12 protein-coding genes and 2 pseudogenes are annotated in these 15,844 nt (G+C 67.5%); 11 read left to right on the top strand and 3 right to left on the bottom strand.

The annotated features are described in order from the left end of the window. Positions 1 to 11 precede the first annotated feature (11 nt). Positions 12 to 2,138, top strand: coding sequence for an elongation factor G (gene fusA, locus ABEA82_RS08540; protein WP_345660753.1), 2,127 nt, complete (start codon positions 12 to 14; stop codon positions 2,136 to 2,138). Positions 2,139 to 2,294: 156 nt separating this feature from the next. Further along, positions 2,295 to 3,488 carry an elongation factor Tu gene (gene tuf / locus ABEA82_RS08535; RefSeq protein ID WP_003992342.1) on the top strand — a complete coding sequence of 398 codons (1,194 nt, stop codon included), beginning with the start codon at positions 2,295 to 2,297 and terminating at the stop codon, positions 3,486 to 3,488. A 219-nt stretch (positions 3,489 to 3,707) separates the two neighbouring features. On the opposite strand, the gene ABEA82_RS08530 is transcribed toward tuf, so the two are convergent. Beyond that, positions 3,708 to 5,006, bottom strand: a complete 1,299-nt coding sequence (locus tag ABEA82_RS08530) for a family 16 glycosylhydrolase (RefSeq protein ID WP_345660752.1) — start codon at positions 5,004 to 5,006, stop codon at positions 3,708 to 3,710. Positions 5,007 to 5,231: 225 nt separating this feature from the next. Between ABEA82_RS08530 and ABEA82_RS08525 the strand changes: the two are divergent. Together ABEA82_RS08525 and ABEA82_RS08520 are read left to right on the top strand one after the other, a co-directional pair. Continuing rightward, a pseudogene (locus ABEA82_RS08525) lies at positions 5,232 to 5,440 on the top strand (Scr1 family TA system antitoxin-like transcriptional regulator); the annotation flags it as partial. After that, positions 5,437 to 5,604, top strand: a pseudogene (locus ABEA82_RS08520) (DUF397 domain-containing protein); the annotation flags it as partial. The pseudogenes ABEA82_RS08525 and ABEA82_RS08520, both read left to right, overlap by 4 nt. Before the next feature lie 26 nt (positions 5,605 to 5,630). Here ABEA82_RS08520 and ABEA82_RS08515 read toward each other — a convergent pair. Both ABEA82_RS08515 and ABEA82_RS08510 read right to left on the bottom strand, forming a co-directional pair. Then, positions 5,631 to 6,287, bottom strand: coding sequence for a histidine phosphatase family protein (locus tag ABEA82_RS08515; RefSeq protein ID WP_345660751.1), 657 nt, complete (start codon positions 6,285 to 6,287; stop codon positions 5,631 to 5,633). Between the two features lie 50 nt (positions 6,288 to 6,337). After that, positions 6,338 to 7,120: a TSUP family transporter gene (locus ABEA82_RS08510; protein ID WP_345660750.1), complete on the bottom strand. Its 783-nt coding sequence runs from the start codon at positions 7,118 to 7,120 to the stop codon at positions 6,338 to 6,340. 270 nt (positions 7,121 to 7,390) lie between these two features. Here ABEA82_RS08510 and ABEA82_RS08505 point away from each other — a divergent pair, with 270 nt between their 5' ends. The 7 genes from ABEA82_RS08505 to ABEA82_RS08475 all read left to right on the top strand — a co-directional run bounded on the left by ABEA82_RS08505 (position 7,391) and on the right by ABEA82_RS08475 (position 15,810). Further along, positions 7,391 to 7,906: a hypothetical protein gene (locus tag ABEA82_RS08505; RefSeq protein WP_345660749.1), complete on the top strand. Its 516-nt coding sequence runs from the start codon at positions 7,391 to 7,393 to the stop codon at positions 7,904 to 7,906. Between the two features lie 62 nt (positions 7,907 to 7,968). Further along, on the top strand, positions 7,969 to 8,616 hold the full coding sequence (locus ABEA82_RS08500; protein ID WP_345660748.1) for a hypothetical protein: 648 nt from the start codon (positions 7,969 to 7,971) through the stop codon (positions 8,614 to 8,616). Further along, positions 8,613 to 9,086 carry a hypothetical protein gene (locus tag ABEA82_RS08495; RefSeq protein WP_345660747.1) on the top strand — a complete coding sequence of 158 codons (474 nt, stop codon included), beginning with the start codon at positions 8,613 to 8,615 and terminating at the stop codon, positions 9,084 to 9,086. Before ABEA82_RS08500 ends, ABEA82_RS08495 begins: the two co-directional genes overlap by 4 nt. Then, the gene (locus tag ABEA82_RS08490; RefSeq protein ID WP_345660746.1) at positions 9,031 to 9,525 is read left to right on the top strand and encodes a hypothetical protein; all 495 of its coding nucleotides are present in this window, start codon (positions 9,031 to 9,033) and stop codon (positions 9,523 to 9,525) included. The genes ABEA82_RS08495 and ABEA82_RS08490 overlap by 56 nt, the downstream gene beginning before the upstream one ends. Before the next feature lie 119 nt (positions 9,526 to 9,644). Beyond that, positions 9,645 to 14,303, top strand: coding sequence for an RHS repeat-associated core domain-containing protein (locus ABEA82_RS08485; protein ID WP_345660745.1), 4,659 nt, complete (start codon positions 9,645 to 9,647; stop codon positions 14,301 to 14,303). Then, the gene (locus tag ABEA82_RS08480; protein ID WP_345660744.1) at positions 14,291 to 14,803 is read left to right on the top strand and encodes a hypothetical protein; all 513 of its coding nucleotides are present in this window, start codon (positions 14,291 to 14,293) and stop codon (positions 14,801 to 14,803) included. Before ABEA82_RS08485 ends, ABEA82_RS08480 begins: the two co-directional genes overlap by 13 nt. Continuing rightward, positions 14,794 to 15,810 (top strand): SUKH-3 domain-containing protein, encoded by a 1,017-nt coding sequence (locus ABEA82_RS08475; RefSeq protein ID WP_345660743.1) that lies wholly within the window; start codon positions 14,794 to 14,796, stop codon positions 15,808 to 15,810. Before ABEA82_RS08480 ends, ABEA82_RS08475 begins: the two co-directional genes overlap by 10 nt. Positions 15,811 to 15,844 lie beyond the last annotated feature (34 nt).

Below are 15,844 nucleotides of genomic sequence, written 5' to 3'. Positions count from 1 at the left end.
ACTGAAGCCTTATGGCTACCACTTCACTTGACCTGGCCAAGGTCCGCAACATCGGGATCATGGCCCACATCGACGCGGGCAAGACGACCACCACCGAGCGGATCCTGTTCTACACCGGCGTGTCGTACAAGATCGGTGAGGTCCACGACGGCGCCGCCACCATGGACTGGATGGAGCAGGAGCAGGAGCGTGGCATCACGATCACGTCTGCTGCGACCACCTGTCACTGGCCGCTCGAGGACAACGACTACACCATCAACATCATCGACACCCCGGGTCACGTCGACTTCACCGTCGAGGTGGAGCGCTCCCTGCGCGTGCTCGACGGTGCCGTGACGGTGTTCGACGGTGTCGCCGGCGTTGAGCCGCAGTCCGAGACCGTGTGGCGTCAGGCGGACCGCTACGGCGTTCCGCGGATCTGCTTCGTCAACAAGCTCGACCGCACCGGTGCCGAGTTCCACCGTTGCGTCGACATGATCTCCGACCGCCTGGGCGCGCAGCCGCTGGTCATGCAGCTGCCGATCGGCGCGGAGGCCGACTTCAAGGGCGTCATCGACCTCGTGACGATGAAGGCCCTGGTCTGGTCGGCCGAGGCGACCAAGGGCGAGATGTACGACACCGTCGACATCCCGGACACCCACGTCGAGGCTGCCGAGGAGTACCGCGGCAAGCTGCTCGAGGCCGTCGCCGAGAACGACGAAGAGCTGATGGAGCTGTACCTGGAGGGCACCGAGCCCACCGTGGAGCAGCTCTACGCCGCGATCCGTCGCATCACCATCGCGTCCGGCAAGGGCGGCGGCACCACCGTCACCCCCGTGTTCTGCGGCACCGCGTTCAAGAACAAGGGCGTTCAGCCCCTGCTCGACGCGGTCGTGCGCTACCTGCCCACCCCCCTGGACGTCGAGGCCATCGAGGGCCACGACGTCAAGGACCCGGAGCAGGTCATCGTGCGCAAGCCGTCGGACGAGGAGCCCCTCGCCGCGCTCGCGTTCAAGATCATGAGCGACCCGCACCTCGGCAAGCTCACCTTCGTCCGCGTGTACTCCGGCCGTCTGCAGTCGGGCACCGCCGTGCTCAACTCGGTCAAGGGCCGCAAGGAGCGCATCGGCAAGATCTACCGCATGCACGCGAACAAGCGTGAGGAGATCGAGTCGGTGGGCGCCGGCGACATCGTCGCCGTCATGGGCCTGAAGCAGACCACCACCGGTGAGACGCTCTCGGACGAGAAGAACCCGGTGATCCTGGAGTCCATGGACTTCCCGGCGCCGGTCATCGAGGTCGCCATCGAGCCCAAGTCGAAGGGCGACCAGGAGAAGCTCGGCGTCGCGATCCAGCGCCTGGCCGAGGAGGACCCCTCCTTCCAGGTGCACACCAACGAGGAGACCGGCCAGACCGTCATCGGCGGTATGGGCGAGCTTCACCTCGAGGTGCTCGTGGACCGCATGAAGCGTGAGTTCAAGGTCGAGGCCAACGTCGGCAAGCCGCAGGTCGCGTACCGCGAGACCATCCGCAAGGCGGTCGAGAAGGTCGAGTTCACCCACAAGAAGCAGACCGGTGGTACGGGCCAGTTCGCCCGCGTCATCATCGCGGTCGAGCCGATCGAGGGTGGCGACGCCTCCTACGAGTTCATCAACAAGGTGACCGGTGGCCGTGTGCCGAAGGAGTACATCCCTTCGGTGGACGCCGGTGCGCAGGAGGCCATGCAGTTCGGCATCCTCGCCGGTTACGAGATGACCGGTGTGCGCGTGACGCTGCTCGACGGTGCCTACCACGAGGTCGACTCCTCCGAGCTCGCGTTCAAGATCGCCGGTTCGCAGGCCTTCAAGGAGGCCGCGCGCAAGGCCAGCCCCGTGCTGCTCGAGCCGATGATGGCCGTCGAGGTCACCACGCCCGAGGACTACATGGGTGAGGTCATCGGCGACATCAACTCCCGCCGTGGTCAGATTCAGGCCATGGAGGAGCGGGCCGGAGCCCGCGTCGTGAAGGGCCTCGTGCCCCTCTCGGAGATGTTCGGTTACGTCGGCGACCTGCGCAGCAAGACGTCCGGCCGTGCGAGCTACTCCATGCAGTTCGACTCCTACGCCGAGGTTCCGCGGAACGTCGCCGAGGAGATCATCGCGAAGGCCAAGGGCGAGTAACGCACCGCGTCTACACGCCGTAGGCTTGACTCCGGAGCCTTGAGGGGCATTCCGCCGCAATCGTGGTGAGAGTGCCCCGGGGCCCGGGCTTTCCAGCAAAGATCACCTGGCGCCGATGAGTAAGGCGTACCAGAACCACTCCACAGGAGGACCCCAGTGGCGAAGGCGAAGTTCGAGCGGACTAAGCCGCACGTCAACATCGGCACCATCGGTCACATCGACCACGGTAAGACGACCCTCACGGCCGCCATTACCAAGGTGCTGCACGACGCGTACCCGGACCTGAACGAGGCCTCGGCCTTCGACCAGATCGACAAGGCTCCCGAAGAGCGCCAGCGCGGTATCACCATCTCCATCGCGCACGTCGAGTACCAGACGGAGACGCGTCACTACGCCCACGTCGACTGCCCCGGTCACGCGGACTACATCAAGAACATGATCACGGGTGCGGCGCAGATGGACGGCGCCATCCTCGTGGTCGCCGCCACCGACGGCCCGATGCCGCAGACCAAGGAGCACGTGCTCCTGGCCCGCCAGGTCGGCGTTCCGTACATCGTCGTCGCCCTGAACAAGGCCGACATGGTGGACGACGAGGAGATCCTGGAGCTCGTCGAGCTCGAGGTCCGTGAGCTCCTCTCCGAGTACGAGTTCCCGGGCGACGACGTTCCCGTCGTCAAGGTCTCCGCTCTGAAGGCCCTTGAGGGCGACAAGGAGTGGGGCAACTCGGTTCTCGAGCTCATGAACGCCGTCGACACGGCGATCCCGGAGCCCGAGCGTGACGTCGACAAGCCGTTCCTGATGCCGATCGAGGACGTCTTCACGATCACCGGTCGCGGTACGGTCGTCACCGGCCGTATCGAGCGTGGTGTCCTGAAGGTCAACGAGACCGTCGACATCATCGGCATCAAGCCGGAGAAGACCACCACCACGGTCACCGGCATCGAGATGTTCCGGAAGCTCCTCGACGAGGGCCAGGCCGGTGAGAACGTCGGTCTGCTGCTCCGCGGCATCAAGCGCGAGGACGTCGAGCGCGGCCAGGTCATCATCAAGCCGGGCTCGGTCACCCCGCACACCGAGTTCGAGGCGCAGGCCTACATCCTGTCCAAGGACGAGGGTGGCCGCCACACGCCGTTCTTCAACAACTACCGTCCGCAGTTCTACTTCCGTACGACGGACGTGACCGGCGTGGTGACCCTCCCCGAGGGCACCGAGATGGTCATGCCGGGTGACAACACCGAGATGAAGGTGGAGCTCATCCAGCCCGTCGCCATGGAGGAGGGCCTGAAGTTCGCCATCCGTGAGGGTGGCCGGACCGTGGGCGCCGGCCAGGTCACCAAGATCAACAAGTGAGTCTTCGGACTGGCTTGAGGGTCTGCTGACCTGAGTGGCTCGAAGGGGCCCGTACGACTTCGGTCGTGCGGGCCCCTTTGCCGTGTCCGGCGGTGTCCGGCCGTGTCCGGCCGCACCTGCGGTCCGATGCGGGGTGGAACGGCGACGCCCCCGGCTCGCGAGGGAGCCGGGGGCGTCTGTGTGGGGGGTGGCCGTGGGGTGCCGGTGGGGCTCAGGGGGTCAGCCGACCGTCCACTTCTGGTTGGCGGCGCCGGTGCACGTCCAGATCTGCAGCGGGGTGGCATCGGCCGAGGAGTTGCCCTTGGCGTCCAGGCACTTGTCCGCGCCGACGTTGACCAGGTCGCGCGCCGCGGTGTGGACCCACTGCTGGGCCTTGGTGCCGTTGCAGGTGTAGAGCTGGACCGCGGCTCCGTCGGCCGTGGAGCCGCCGCGCACGTCGAGGCACTTGCCGAGGGCGCGGACGGTGCCGTCGCCGCCGAGGGTCCACTTCTGGGCGTCGACTCCGGTGCAGTTGTGGAGCTGGATGGGCGTCCCGTCGGCGGAAGAGGCGCCGGCGACGTCGGCGCACATGCCGCCGATGCCCTTGATGGCGCCGGTGGTGCCGCCGGAGCCGCCGCCGTCGGAGGTGGAGACACGGACGTAGTCCACGGTCATCGTCTGCGGGAACTGCGTGTTCCCGTCCGGGCTGCCGGGCCAGTTGCCGCCCACGGCGAGGTTGAGGATCAGGAAGAACGGGTGGTCGTAGACCCACTTCCTGCCGCCCAGGTCGGCCGTGGTGCGCGTCTGGTACGTCTGCCCGTCGACGGACCACGTGATCTTCCCCGGCGTCCAGTCGACGGCGAAGACGTGGAAGTCGTCGGCGAAGGCCCGGCCGCCCGGGAGCGTGTACGCCGCGCCGATGCCGCCGCTGCCGGAGTAGCCGGGGCCGTGCAGGGTGCCGTGGACGGTGCCGGGCTCGTAGCCGACGTTCTCCATGATGTCGATCTCGCCGCTGGTGGGCCATCCGACGCTGCCCAGGTCGTTGCCGAGCATCCAGAACGCCGGCCACATGCCCTGGCCGCGCGGCACCTTGATCCGGGCCTCGAAGTGGCCGTACGCCTGCGTGAAGGTCCTGGCCGTGTTGAGCCGGGCGGACGTGTACTGACAGGTGCCGTACCAGCACTGGAGTCCGGAGTCGGTGTTCTTGCGGGCGGTGATGACCAGGTTGCCGTTGCCGTCGTGGGCAACGTTGTCTCTGCTGTTCGTGTAGTACTGCAGCTCGTTGTTGCCGTTGCCGGAGCCGCCGCTCTCCACGGTCCACTTGCCCGGGTCCGGGGCGCTGCCGGCGGCGCCGTTGAACTCGTCGGACCAGGTCACGGCGGCGGCCGCGGCGGTGGTAGCGGTCCCCGCCTGTGCGGCGGCATCGGCCTGTGCGGCGGACGGGCCGAGGGTCGTCAGGGTGAACGCGGCGGCGACGGAGGCGCAGGCCAGCGGGACGAGCCCGCCGAGCGTGCGCCGGCGTGTGCGATGAGCAGCCATGGCTGAACACACCTTGTCTGTGGGGGATGGGGGAGTGGGCCGACGCTGTCGGCCGTGGAGGGATGTTACGAACGGTTCACCGCACAACCAACTGCCCGATTGGTCGGTCAACCCCCGCTGAACTGGGCGGAGTTGGAGCCGACCGGCTGACCTTTGGTTCGCTTAAAGCGCGCTTAAGGCGGTGTTAAGGAGGTCGGTGCCGGGGTCGGCCTCAGAGGTCGATCGGCCCATCCCGGTCTGAACGGGAGGATCGAGGTGCTGAAATTCGGGGACGGTGCCGCGGTGGGGCGCTCCGACGGCGCTTTCACCGGCAGGCCGACCACTGAGCCGAAGCCATCCGGATCCTCGAACTGCGCTATGGCACCATCCGAGCTCAGGCCCTTCCCCCACGGGAGTCGCTGGCCTTCATCGAGCAACTGCTGGGAGAGACATGATCCGCAACGCTGAACTGGCGTGGTTCAAGAGCAGCTACAGCAGCGGCCCTGATGGCGACTCCTGCATCGAGGTCGCGATAGCCCCCCGCACCATCCACGTCCGCGACTCGAAGCAGGAGCAGGGCCCCCGACTGGCACTCTCCCTCACCGCGTGGGCGGGATTCGTGTCCGGCGTGCCGGAACTGGGACGTCAGTCGACTGCTTCCCCCGCAGGCCCGCTCTCTTCCGGGGTACCGGCCTCGGGGCCGACGGAGCGACCGGCCCACTCCTGCACTCGCCAGCCCTCGGTGGGGCTGCCGGTGAGAATGACGACTCCGGTGTTCTGCAGTGCGTGGGTGGACGCGAAGTCGACGTCGATGTTCCCGGCCCGTGCCGCCACCCACATACGGATGACGGCACCATGGCTGACCAGGGCCACTGTCTCGGCACCCGTACCCCAGGCCTCCTCGACCACGGCGTCGAAACGTCGTAGGGCCTCCACTCCGTTCTCCCCGCCCGGCATGCGCAGCTCGGTGTTCCCCGCGGACCAGGCGAAGGCCGTGCTCAGGTACGTCTCGATGGCGAGGTCGTCGCCGCGCATCTCCAGGTCGCCGGCGGACAGCTCCCGGATGCCGTCCCGTACGCGGACCTCCAGCCCCGTACGGCTCGCCAGCGGCGCGGCGGTGAGCTGGGTGCGGAGGAGGGTGGAGGCGTAGAGGGCGCCGATCTCCTCGCCGGCCAGCGCATCCGGAAGGGCGGCTGCCTGCTGCTGCCCCAGCGGGGTCAGTGCCGGCCCTGGCTCTGCCGTGTCCAGGAGGTGCTTGAGATTGGAAGGGGTCTGGCCATGACGAATGAGGAGCAGGCGCATGCCTTCAACTCTGCGGCACTGTCCGCGAGAACGGAAAGCATCTCGACATCTCAGCGAAGGATCTCGACTGCGTAGAGCGCGCCGATTCCGGTGGCGAGGGTGCCGAGCAGGAGCCGGAGGGCCGTCTCGGGCAGGTGCGACTGGAGGCGGGCGCCGAGGTATCCGCCGAGGAGGCCGCCGGCGCCGCAGGACAGGCCCAGCGGCCAGTCGGGGGCGACGTCGCCGGTAGCTGCGAGCGAGAGCAGCGCGTAGGTGGCCGCGCCGACGATGGAGGTCACGAAGGTGGAGGCCAGAGCGGCGGGTGCGACGGTGGCGACCGGTGCGCCGCGACCTACGAGGATGGGCCCGAGAAGGGAGCCGCCCCCGATGCCGTAGATGCCGCCGGCCACGCCGACGGCCAGGGCCAGCGACGTCGTCGCGCGGGACGAAGGCCGGGCGGGGGCGCGCGGTGGGACAGGGCGTACGGTCCGCAGCCATAGCCACAGCCCGAGCGGCAGGAGCAGCGCCGCTATGAGAAGGCGGAAGATACGCGGGCCGGGAACCGCGAAGACGCGAATCACTGCGCCGACGACGACGCCGGGAACGGTGCCCGCGATCAGTAGCCGGGTCAGTGCCCCACCCAGCCGTCCGGCCCGCCAGTAGCGCAGGAGGGCACCGGGGCCGGCAACGACGTTGTAGAGCAGGTTCGTGGGTGTCACGGCCGGGCTGGGCACGCCCAGCACACTGACCTGAACGGGCAGCAGGAAGACCGCTCCGGAGACGCCCACGGGCGCGGTGGCGACCGATATCAGTAGCCCTGCGGTGAACCCGAGTAGCCCCGTCGACCACTCCACGACATCCCCCTCGGCACTCTCGAACCGGCACCCGGAACAGGCTCCGGATCAGGTGCCTCCCGTTCTCGTGAACATCGACCCCGCCCCGATCCAACCGCCTCCCGAGGCGGTGAACAACTGCCGTCCGAACTCGTGAACAATGCCAACTCTGGCCGGAGCGGTTCAGGAACTCCTCGTTCGGGAGGACCGCGGTCATGCCGGCGGGCTGGTGGACGGGGTGGGGGCCCCGGCCGGCTCGACGGCCCCCGCACTGGGCAGAAACACTGGAGCGTGACTTCAGAACCGGCACACGAAGAGCTCAACCTGGACGCGATCGAGGAGCTGTGCTCGGCCACGACCCCGGACCCCGCGTTCGTCGCCATGGCCAGAGAGGCGGTACCGCGACTTGTGGCGGAGGTCAGGCGCCTGCGCTGGCTCCTGGATTACGGGGCGTGCCACACGGCCGGCACAACGGGCACCGAGTTCGTGCTGCCGCTGGATGACGAGATGCTCGCGTACTTCCGCGAGATGGCGGACGTACTGGTGGAACGCACTGGCATCTCTCGCGCGGAGGCGGTGGCGAGGATCAACGCGACTTACGGGGCGGGCGAGATGGCCGCATGGGGCGTGGACATCATGGGTCACGAGCTGCCGGAGTACTGGGCATACGGGACGTACTACATCCAGGATCACCGAAACCGCCTTCCGGTCGGAGACCCGACCGCGGACGCGGACATCGACTTCAGCACACACCCCGTACGCCCCGCACCGCCGAAGGACTCGCCGTTCTGGACGCTGGAGGAGTAGTGGCACGATGTGCGCACGGGAACGAATGCCCGAGTGATCGTGCGAACGGGGAGGCCGGCGTCATGGCCCGCTACAAGGAGACACTGACCGTCGAGCGGGGCGGTTTCCGGATCAAGGTGCCGGAGACGTGGTGGGAGTTCGACGTACGGCCGGAGTCGCGGGACGACTCGATTCGCCGGATGGTGAACGAACGGGTGCAGCAGCGCCCGGAGTTGGAGCAGTACCGCGGCACCTACGTCGACTTCCTCCAGAAGGCCGCCGCCGATGCCTGGAAGTCGGGCGCGCTGTACTGCGGTTGCATGGCGGAGAACTTCGGCGGCGATACGCCGATCACCGGCTCGGTGACCGTCTCCCTGGTCGGCGGCCGCGACGAGCGGGGCGAGCCGTTGTCGAACGACCCCTCTGTCATCGCGAGCCAGCTCGCGGTGAAGGAGGCCAAGCGGGAGGGCGACTCCTGGCGCAAGGTGACGACGGTCGACATCCCGGGGGTCGGCCCGGCCGCACGCACGCAGGGCATCGAGGACATCGCCGTACCCGGCGACGCGCTCAACCGCACGATCCGGGCCGTGCTGATGCAGACGTACATCCCGGTGCCGGGCCAGGAGGGCAAGGTGGCTCTGGTGGCGGGGAGCAGCCAGGTGCTCGACCTCGCGGACTCGTTCTTCGACATCTTCGACGCGATCACTTCGACGTTCCGGTTCACGGATTGATCGACATCCGGGTGGTCTCCGCACCGTCGCCGGCAGAATCCGAAGCCGAGGCCGGCGGTGATGCTGTTGGCCGTATCACCGTGGGGGACTTCGAGGAGAGCTTCCCGATGGACCTGACGTATCGGGGTGTGGAGGAATACCAGGGCAGTTGGATCCGGGCCCTGAAGCGTCTCGAACGCGGAGATAACGCCACCTCGTGCCTCGTCTCCTCCATCAAGAACCCTGCGACCAGCAACTTCGTCTTCTGCTGGCCTCTCTACAGGTCCGGGGAGGTGGTCTACGTCCAGAGCTCGCTCATCTTCCTCGAAGAGCTGGACGAGGCGTTCGTCCCCGACGAGCCCTGGCGCTCCGTGGGACCACGATCCAAGGTTGACGAAGACGGGAATGAGATCTCCGAGTGGCAGACGACCGTCGATGAACTCAGGCAGTTTCTCCACAGGCAGCCCGGAGTGGGACTGGGGGAGCGGTGAGGGCCTGCTCGGGCTTGATGACCCCGAGGAGTGGGACGCCGCGTTCGAGCGTGGCGAGAGCCATCTCGGAACAGCTGCGATCGGCTTGGCCTTCAACTGTTCGTTGGAGGATGCCTCGCCTCGGATCCTCCGGGCGACGCAGCTGCCGGATGCTGCCCAGCGCGGGTTCGCATTCACCGCTGCGGGCACTGCCGCCCGGCTCAACGGCGCGCTGACGCCGGAGCTGTACGCCGCGCTGCGGGCAGCAGGCCCCGGCCGCAAGAGCATCGCCCAGAACGCCGTCGACGACACCCTTGACTACGTGCCGTTCCGGCAGCTGCCGCGGTGGCTCAAGTGGTGGAAGGTCGTGTCAAAGGTGCATGACAAGTTGGGAACTTGGCGGCTGGAGTGCGCCTACGCGGTCAGCGATGGTTTGCGAGCCCTGCGTGGTCGGCGTTGATGATGCGAGGGCTGGCCACTGACTGCCGCCGGATCGCCTTTCAACGAACGGCTGTTCCTTGTAAGTTCACGTGTGCATACGGTTGTTGACGTTGATGTGCGCGTGACGGGGGTTGCGGTATGGCGGGGCACAGGCCGACGGACTGGCATGTCCTGGACTTGGACAAGGATCCGACCCCTGGTGACCCGCAGCGGGTGCGCACGCTTGCGAAGCATTTGCACGACTTCGCCGACGACGTGTCCGAGGGGTTGCGTCTGGTCAAGGGCATGGCGGGCGAGGGCACGCTTCTCGAGTGGGCGGGCAAGTCGGCGGATGTCTTCAAGGAGGACTTCGCGGATGTCCCGAAGAACCTCAAGAAGCTGAAGAAGTCCTACGAGATGTGCGGGAACGCGCTGGCGGACTTCTGGCCGAAGCTGGAGCGGGCCCAGTCGCTGGCGGACAAGGCGCTGATCAAGGGCCGGGAGGCCCGTGAGAACCTCTCCTCCGCCCAGTCCAAGCTGACCTCGGCCGACTCCTGGGTCACCCGCGCCGGCAAGGAGGCGGACAAGTACAAGGACGACCCGACCGGCAGCAAGTCGGACGGGGACAAGCCGGACGAGGCCAAGGTCCGTGCCGCGACCCGGGACGTCCAGCACGCCAAGTCGGCCCAGTCCAAGGCGCAGTCGGACGTCTCCGACGCGCAGGACGCCCTCGCCGCGGCGAAGAAGATGGCCGAGGACGCGCGCAAGATGCGCGACGAGGCCGCCCGGGAGGCGAAGTCGAAGATCGACGAGGCTTCGGACGCGGGTATCCAGAACCGGTCGTGGTGGGAGGAGGTCGGGGACTGGTTCACCGACAACTGGGACACCATCGTCGCGGTCTGCAAGGTCGTGGTGGCAGTGGTCGGCATCGTCGCGATGATCATCGGCGGTCCGATCCTGGGCGCGATCGTGCTGATCGCGGCGCTCGTGGTGCTGGCCGACACGCTCTATAAGTACTCCAAGGGCCAAGCATCGCTCTGGGACGTGGGGTTGGCGGCGCTGGACTGCATCCCAGGCATGAAGGGCCTGACCACGCTCGGCGGGCTCGCGAAGGGGATGAAGGCTTTCGGGAAGGTCGGCCTCAAGGGCATGGCCCAGGGCGTCAAGGGGCTGGGCAGGTCCCTGAGAGGAGGGGCGGGCGACCTCGTCAAGCGGGCCAAAGCGCTGGCCGGACGATGCCCTGGCGGTGACCCCATCGACATGGTCACCGGTGAAATGCTGATGTACGACACGGACGTCGCACTTCCCGGAATCCTGTCCCTGGTGCTGAAGCGCACCCACATCTCCACGTACCGGGAAGGGCGGTGGTTCGGCAGGTCCTGGGCGTCCACGCTGGACGAACGGGTCGAACTCGACGGCCAAGGAGTGCTGTTCGCCGCCGAGGACGGCATGATCCTCGCGTATCCCGTGCCTCACCCCGGTGAGCCGACCATGCCCCTGGAAGGCCCGAGATGGCCCCTCGAGTGGGATGGACCGCAACACGGCACACTGCGCCTCCACGACCCGGCCCTCGGCGTCACACGTCACTTTGCCGCGGTCGGCGAACCGTTGCCGGACATGCCGTACACCCTGGCGCTCTGCGCGATCACGGATCGTAACGACAACAGGATCGACATAGACCGGAGTGCCGACGGCGCCCCCACCGCGATCAGGCACTCGGGCGGGTACCACATCGCGGTCGAGACGACGGATGGCCTGGTGACGTGTCTGCGGCTTCGGGACAACGCGGCTGATGGGGGCGCTACGACTTTGCTGCGCTACGCGTACTCACCCGACCGGAACCTCACCGAGATCTACAACTCCTCCGGACTGCCCTTCCGGCTCGAGTACGACGACCATGCGCGCATTGTCTCCTGGACCGACCGCAACGGGAGCTGGTACCGGTTCACGTACGACAGCGAGGACCGTTGCGTGGCGGGTCAAGGCGCCGGCGGGTTCCTGAACTGCGTGATCGCGTACGACCCAGGGCAGCGCCGCACGACGTACACGAACTCCCTCGGGCACGCCTTTCGGTACGAGTACAACGAGCTCCTGCAACTCGTCCGAGTGACTGATCCCCTGGAGCGGCAGGAGTCGCTCGAATGGGACCGTCACGGTCGGCTGCTCAAGCAGATCGACCCGGTGGGGCGCGAGACGGCGTACACCTACGACGACGCCGGCAACGTCACCTCGATCATCGGTCCCGACGGTCGCCGGGCCACCGCCGAGTACAACCAGTGGCACCTCCCCGTCGTGACCGTCGGTGGCGACGGAGCCGTGCGCACCTACAGCTATGACGAGCGTGGGAATCGTACGTCCGTGGTGGAGCCGCAGGGCGCCGAGACCCGTTTCAGCTATGGACCTGGCGGCGCCCTCAACGCAATCACCGATCCCCTGGGCGCGACCATGTCCATGGTCACGGACGCCGCTGGGCTTCCGGTACGCGTCACGAGCGCCAGCGGTGCGGTCGTCGAGTACTCCCGGGACGCGTTCGGCCGCATCGGCACGGTGACGGACCCGCTGGCCGGCGTCACCCGCATCTCCTGGACTCCGGAGGGCAGGAGGAGGGAGCGGGTCGCCGCCGACGGAAGTGTGGAGTCCTGGACCTGGGACGCGGAGGGAAACCTCCTCGTACACACCGACACCGCCGGGGCGACCACCAGGTCGGCGTACACGCACTTCGACCTCCTGGTGAGCAGAACCGATCCTCTGGGGGCGACTCTCCGCTTCGACCACGACACCGAGCTGCAGCTCACCGCGGTCACCAACACCTACGGACTGACCTGGAGCTACGCCTATGACGCGGCGGGGCAGCTCGTCACCGAGCGAGACTTCGACGGGCGGTCGCTCATCTATGCCCACGACGAGGTGGGCCGTCTGGTCCGGCAGGTCAACGGTGCCGGAGAGACAGTCGAATACGTGCGTGACGTCATCGGCAACGTCGTCGAGAAGCGAGTCGGTGACTCGACCACAGTGTTCCGCTACGACGATGCCGGGCTGCTGAAGGAAGCGCTGTCGCCTGACGCCCACCTCGCCTACGAGCATGACGAGTACGGCCGTGTCACGGCGGAAACCGTCAACGGGCGTACCAGCACCTTCCGTTACGACCTTGCCGGTCGCCGCACGACGCGCCTCACTCCGTCCGGAGCGCTGAGCAGCTGGTCCTACGCGCCGGACGGGCTGCCCCGGGAGTTGGCCGCCTTCAACCACTCCGTGCGCTTCGCGCACGACGCCGCGGGCAGGGAGACGGAGGTCCGACTGGACGAGGGGCTGTCGGTGCGGCAGGCGTGGGACCCGATGCACCGGATGCGGAGGCAGACGGTCCACCCTCTCGGCACGGCCGACCATGCTGTCCCAGGGCCGCCTTCCGTGGACCGCCGGTACGTACACAGCGCTGCCGGTCCCGTCGAGACGATCGACGCCGAAGAGGGCAGGAAGCTCTACGAGCTGGACGCCAAGGGCCGGGCCACCGGTGTCCGCGCGGAGTCGTGGACCGAGAGCTACGCGTACGACTCCGGCGGGCGGCTGGTCTCCTCCCACCGGGAGCACGGGGAACGTCCCGAGAGCGAGTCCCACCGGCGATACGAGTACTCCGGAAACCGTCTGACGAGGGCCGACCGCACCAGCTACGTGTACGACGCCCAGGGCCGGGTGGTCCAGCGGACGCGCAGGACCCTTTCGGGCCTCCGGAAGACCTGGACCTACATCTGGAACGCCGACGACCGGCTGACCGGCCTCGTCACCCCGGACGGAACGAGCTGGCGCTACACCTACGACCCCCTCGGGCGTCGAATATCCAAGGAGCGCTTGGACTCGTCCGGAGAAGTCGCCGAGGCCGTGTTCTTCGTCTGGGACGGCACTCGGCTGGCGGAGGAGATACGTGAATCCGAGTCCGGGAACCGCACCGCCATCACCTGGGAGTATTCGCCTGACAGCCACCGCGCGATAGTCCAGAGTCGTCGTGAGTGGCTGCGCGATGCGCCGCAGGAGGAGGTCGACCGGAGATTCCGGCTCATAGTGAGCGATCTCGTGGGAAGTCCACTGGAAATGCTCTCGCCGGACGGTGGGGCCACCTGGAAGAACAGGTCTGAGTTTTGGGGCGCGCAGAGGGGCGCGCGGACACCGGAAGAAGACTGCCGCCTTCGATTCCCCGGCCAGTATTTCGATGCCGAGAGCGAACTCCACTACAACTGCTTCCGCTATTACGATCCGCGCTCGGCCCGATACATCTCGCCCGACCCGCTCGGGCTCACGGCCGGCCCCGACCACTACGCGTACGTGCTCAACCCTCTGGTCTGGTCCGACCCCTTGGGGCTCCAGTCCTGCCCCACGTTCAAAGGGCTCGCCTGGCTGACCGAAAAGATGCTGGAGCGCCCCTCGTTCCGGTACCAGCGCGTCGTGTCCGGCGTGGACTACGAACAGATCTGGAAGCTCTCCGACGGCCGGGCGGTGCACATGGACGGCGGCCCCACGAATGGCTGGATCATGGAAGCCAAATTCACCGGAGGACGAGAGAGCGAGTGGGCCAAGTCCACCTACAACCCCGAGAGCTCTATCTACAACGAGAAGAAAATCACCGACCAGGCCGCCAAGCTTCTGCAAATGAATGAGGAGCTGGGTGGAAAGGGTGTGCGGTATGCCATCTCGAATGAGGCCGGTGCGGCCCATTTCCGAGAAGTGCTGGGCACTCATTTTCCGGAAGCAATGGCAAATGGTACGCTGTCGGTGTTTCATGTGCCCGGCAATGGTATGAGCGGAATGAGTAAATGGTTGACGTAAGTGCGGAATTGGGTCAGCTGTCCGAACTCGACGAACTCACCGGCCCGGCGGCGGCCACCGTTCTCGATGCCTCGGGCTGGGAAGGCGAGCGCAGGAATCCGGCGAAGGAATGGGCTACGACGTGGCGCCGCGATGACGCGCTCGCGTGGATCCAGGGCGACGGCCCGGTGGAGGTGGAGTTCACGCTCTGGTACCGGGAGGTCGAGGACGAGTGGCCGGACCCGGACACCTACATCGACGACCTGTACGAAGCCGCTTCCGCCGAACTCCCCCGCGTCGTTGCCCAGTTGGAATCGGGAGCGCTCGGGGCGCGACTCGAGGTCTCCGGCGAGGACTTGACGAACGGGGTGGACTACATCGCCCACACCGCGTGGCGGATTTCGGACAAGGTCCTCCTGGCCGGCATCAAGCATGACGACACCGAGGCGCCCGTTCAGCTGGTGGTCGTGGTGCGCGAGTACGGCGCAGGCGGGCAGGACGACGAGGGGGAGTGGCTCTGACGCACCCCCTGGCGTCCTACGGAAGATCCGCAGCGAGCCGCGGACACACACGGGGCTGGTCCCCGCGGACCGAAGAAGTGCTGCGCCGCGCCGGCTGGCGCCCAGGCCGTTCGGTGCCGACGGGCGCCTGGGAGTCGATCCTGCGTGAGCGTGGGTCTTTCGTGGCCCACGACGCCGCACGCCGGTTCCTCTCCGAGTTCGGGGGACTGGTGACGTACGGCTGGCCCGGCGATTCGATCACCACAGCGTCGGCAATCCGGTTCGACCCCCTGAAGAGCGAATGGCAGGACGAGCGGTTCGCGAGGGCAAGCCGGGAAGCCGGGGCCGTCCTCTACCCCGTCGGCACGGCGGACGAGGGCGCCGGCTTCCTGGGCATCACCGAAGACGGGGCTCTCCACCTCATGAGGGACCCCGTGGAACTGCTGGGCGCGACCACCGACCTGGCACTGGATCGCCTGGTCGAGGCGCAGGGTGCCCGGTCTGCCCTCTGGACGCCCGGCGTTCCGACGTTCGAGCGCCCCTTCTGGAGGCGCCTGCACTCCGTGGAGACGGGGCCGGATGCCGGGCCGCGCTGGTCTGAGGAGACGGACCGGGTGCTGCGGGCGGGCGGCTGGTTCCCGGGCCGGTCGGTTCCCACGGAGACCTGGGAAAGCATCCTTCTCCAGACCGGCGAGTTCGAGATCCATGACGCGGCGCGGCGCTTCCTGTCGGAGTTCGGCGCCGTGGGCGTGTCCTACCGCGAGCCGTGGGACTCGATGCCGTGGACGGAGTTCTCGCTGGACCCGCTGCTCGCGTTCTGGGACGCGGAGATCATCGACGACCTCGCCGAGCAGGCGGGCGTCGATCTGTACCCCATCGGCATGCGCGACCGCGGGAACCAGCACCTGGCCATGGCGGAGGACGGCTCGGTCTACGCCGGCATGGACAGCGTCTGGCTGCTGGCCCCCACACCCGACGAGGCCTTGCGGAAGCTCACCAGCAGGATCCGGCCGACGGCCTCCTACTGATCGGCGGCTCGCAGTAGCGCCTGATGACTGCGCA

It is taken from the genome of Streptomyces venetus (genome assembly GCF_039540295.1).
Lineage (GTDB): Bacteria > Actinomycetota > Actinomycetes > Streptomycetales > Streptomycetaceae > Streptomyces > Streptomyces venetus.
This window is presented reverse-complemented; position numbering and strand designations above follow the sequence as displayed.

Bases quoted from the DNA above. Each gene is read 5' to 3' on its own strand.
- fusA (WP_345660753.1), top strand. From the start codon at position 12: ATGGCTACCACTTCACTTGACCTGGCCAAGGTCCGCAACATCGGGATC.
- ABEA82_RS08530 (WP_345660752.1), bottom strand. From the start codon at position 5,006: ATGGCTGCTCATCGCACACGCCGGCGCACGCTCGGCGGGCTCGTCCCG.
- ABEA82_RS08515 (WP_345660751.1), bottom strand. From the start codon at position 6,287: ATGCGCCTGCTCCTCATTCGTCATGGCCAGACCCCTTCCAATCTCAAG.
- ABEA82_RS08500 (WP_345660748.1), top strand. From the start codon at position 7,969: ATGGCCCGCTACAAGGAGACACTGACCGTCGAGCGGGGCGGTTTCCGG.
- ABEA82_RS08490 (WP_345660746.1), top strand. From the start codon at position 9,031: ATGAACTCAGGCAGTTTCTCCACAGGCAGCCCGGAGTGGGACTGGGGG.
- ABEA82_RS08485 (WP_345660745.1), top strand. From the start codon at position 9,645: ATGGCGGGGCACAGGCCGACGGACTGGCATGTCCTGGACTTGGACAAG.
- ABEA82_RS08480 (WP_345660744.1), top strand. From the start codon at position 14,291: ATGGTTGACGTAAGTGCGGAATTGGGTCAGCTGTCCGAACTCGACGAA.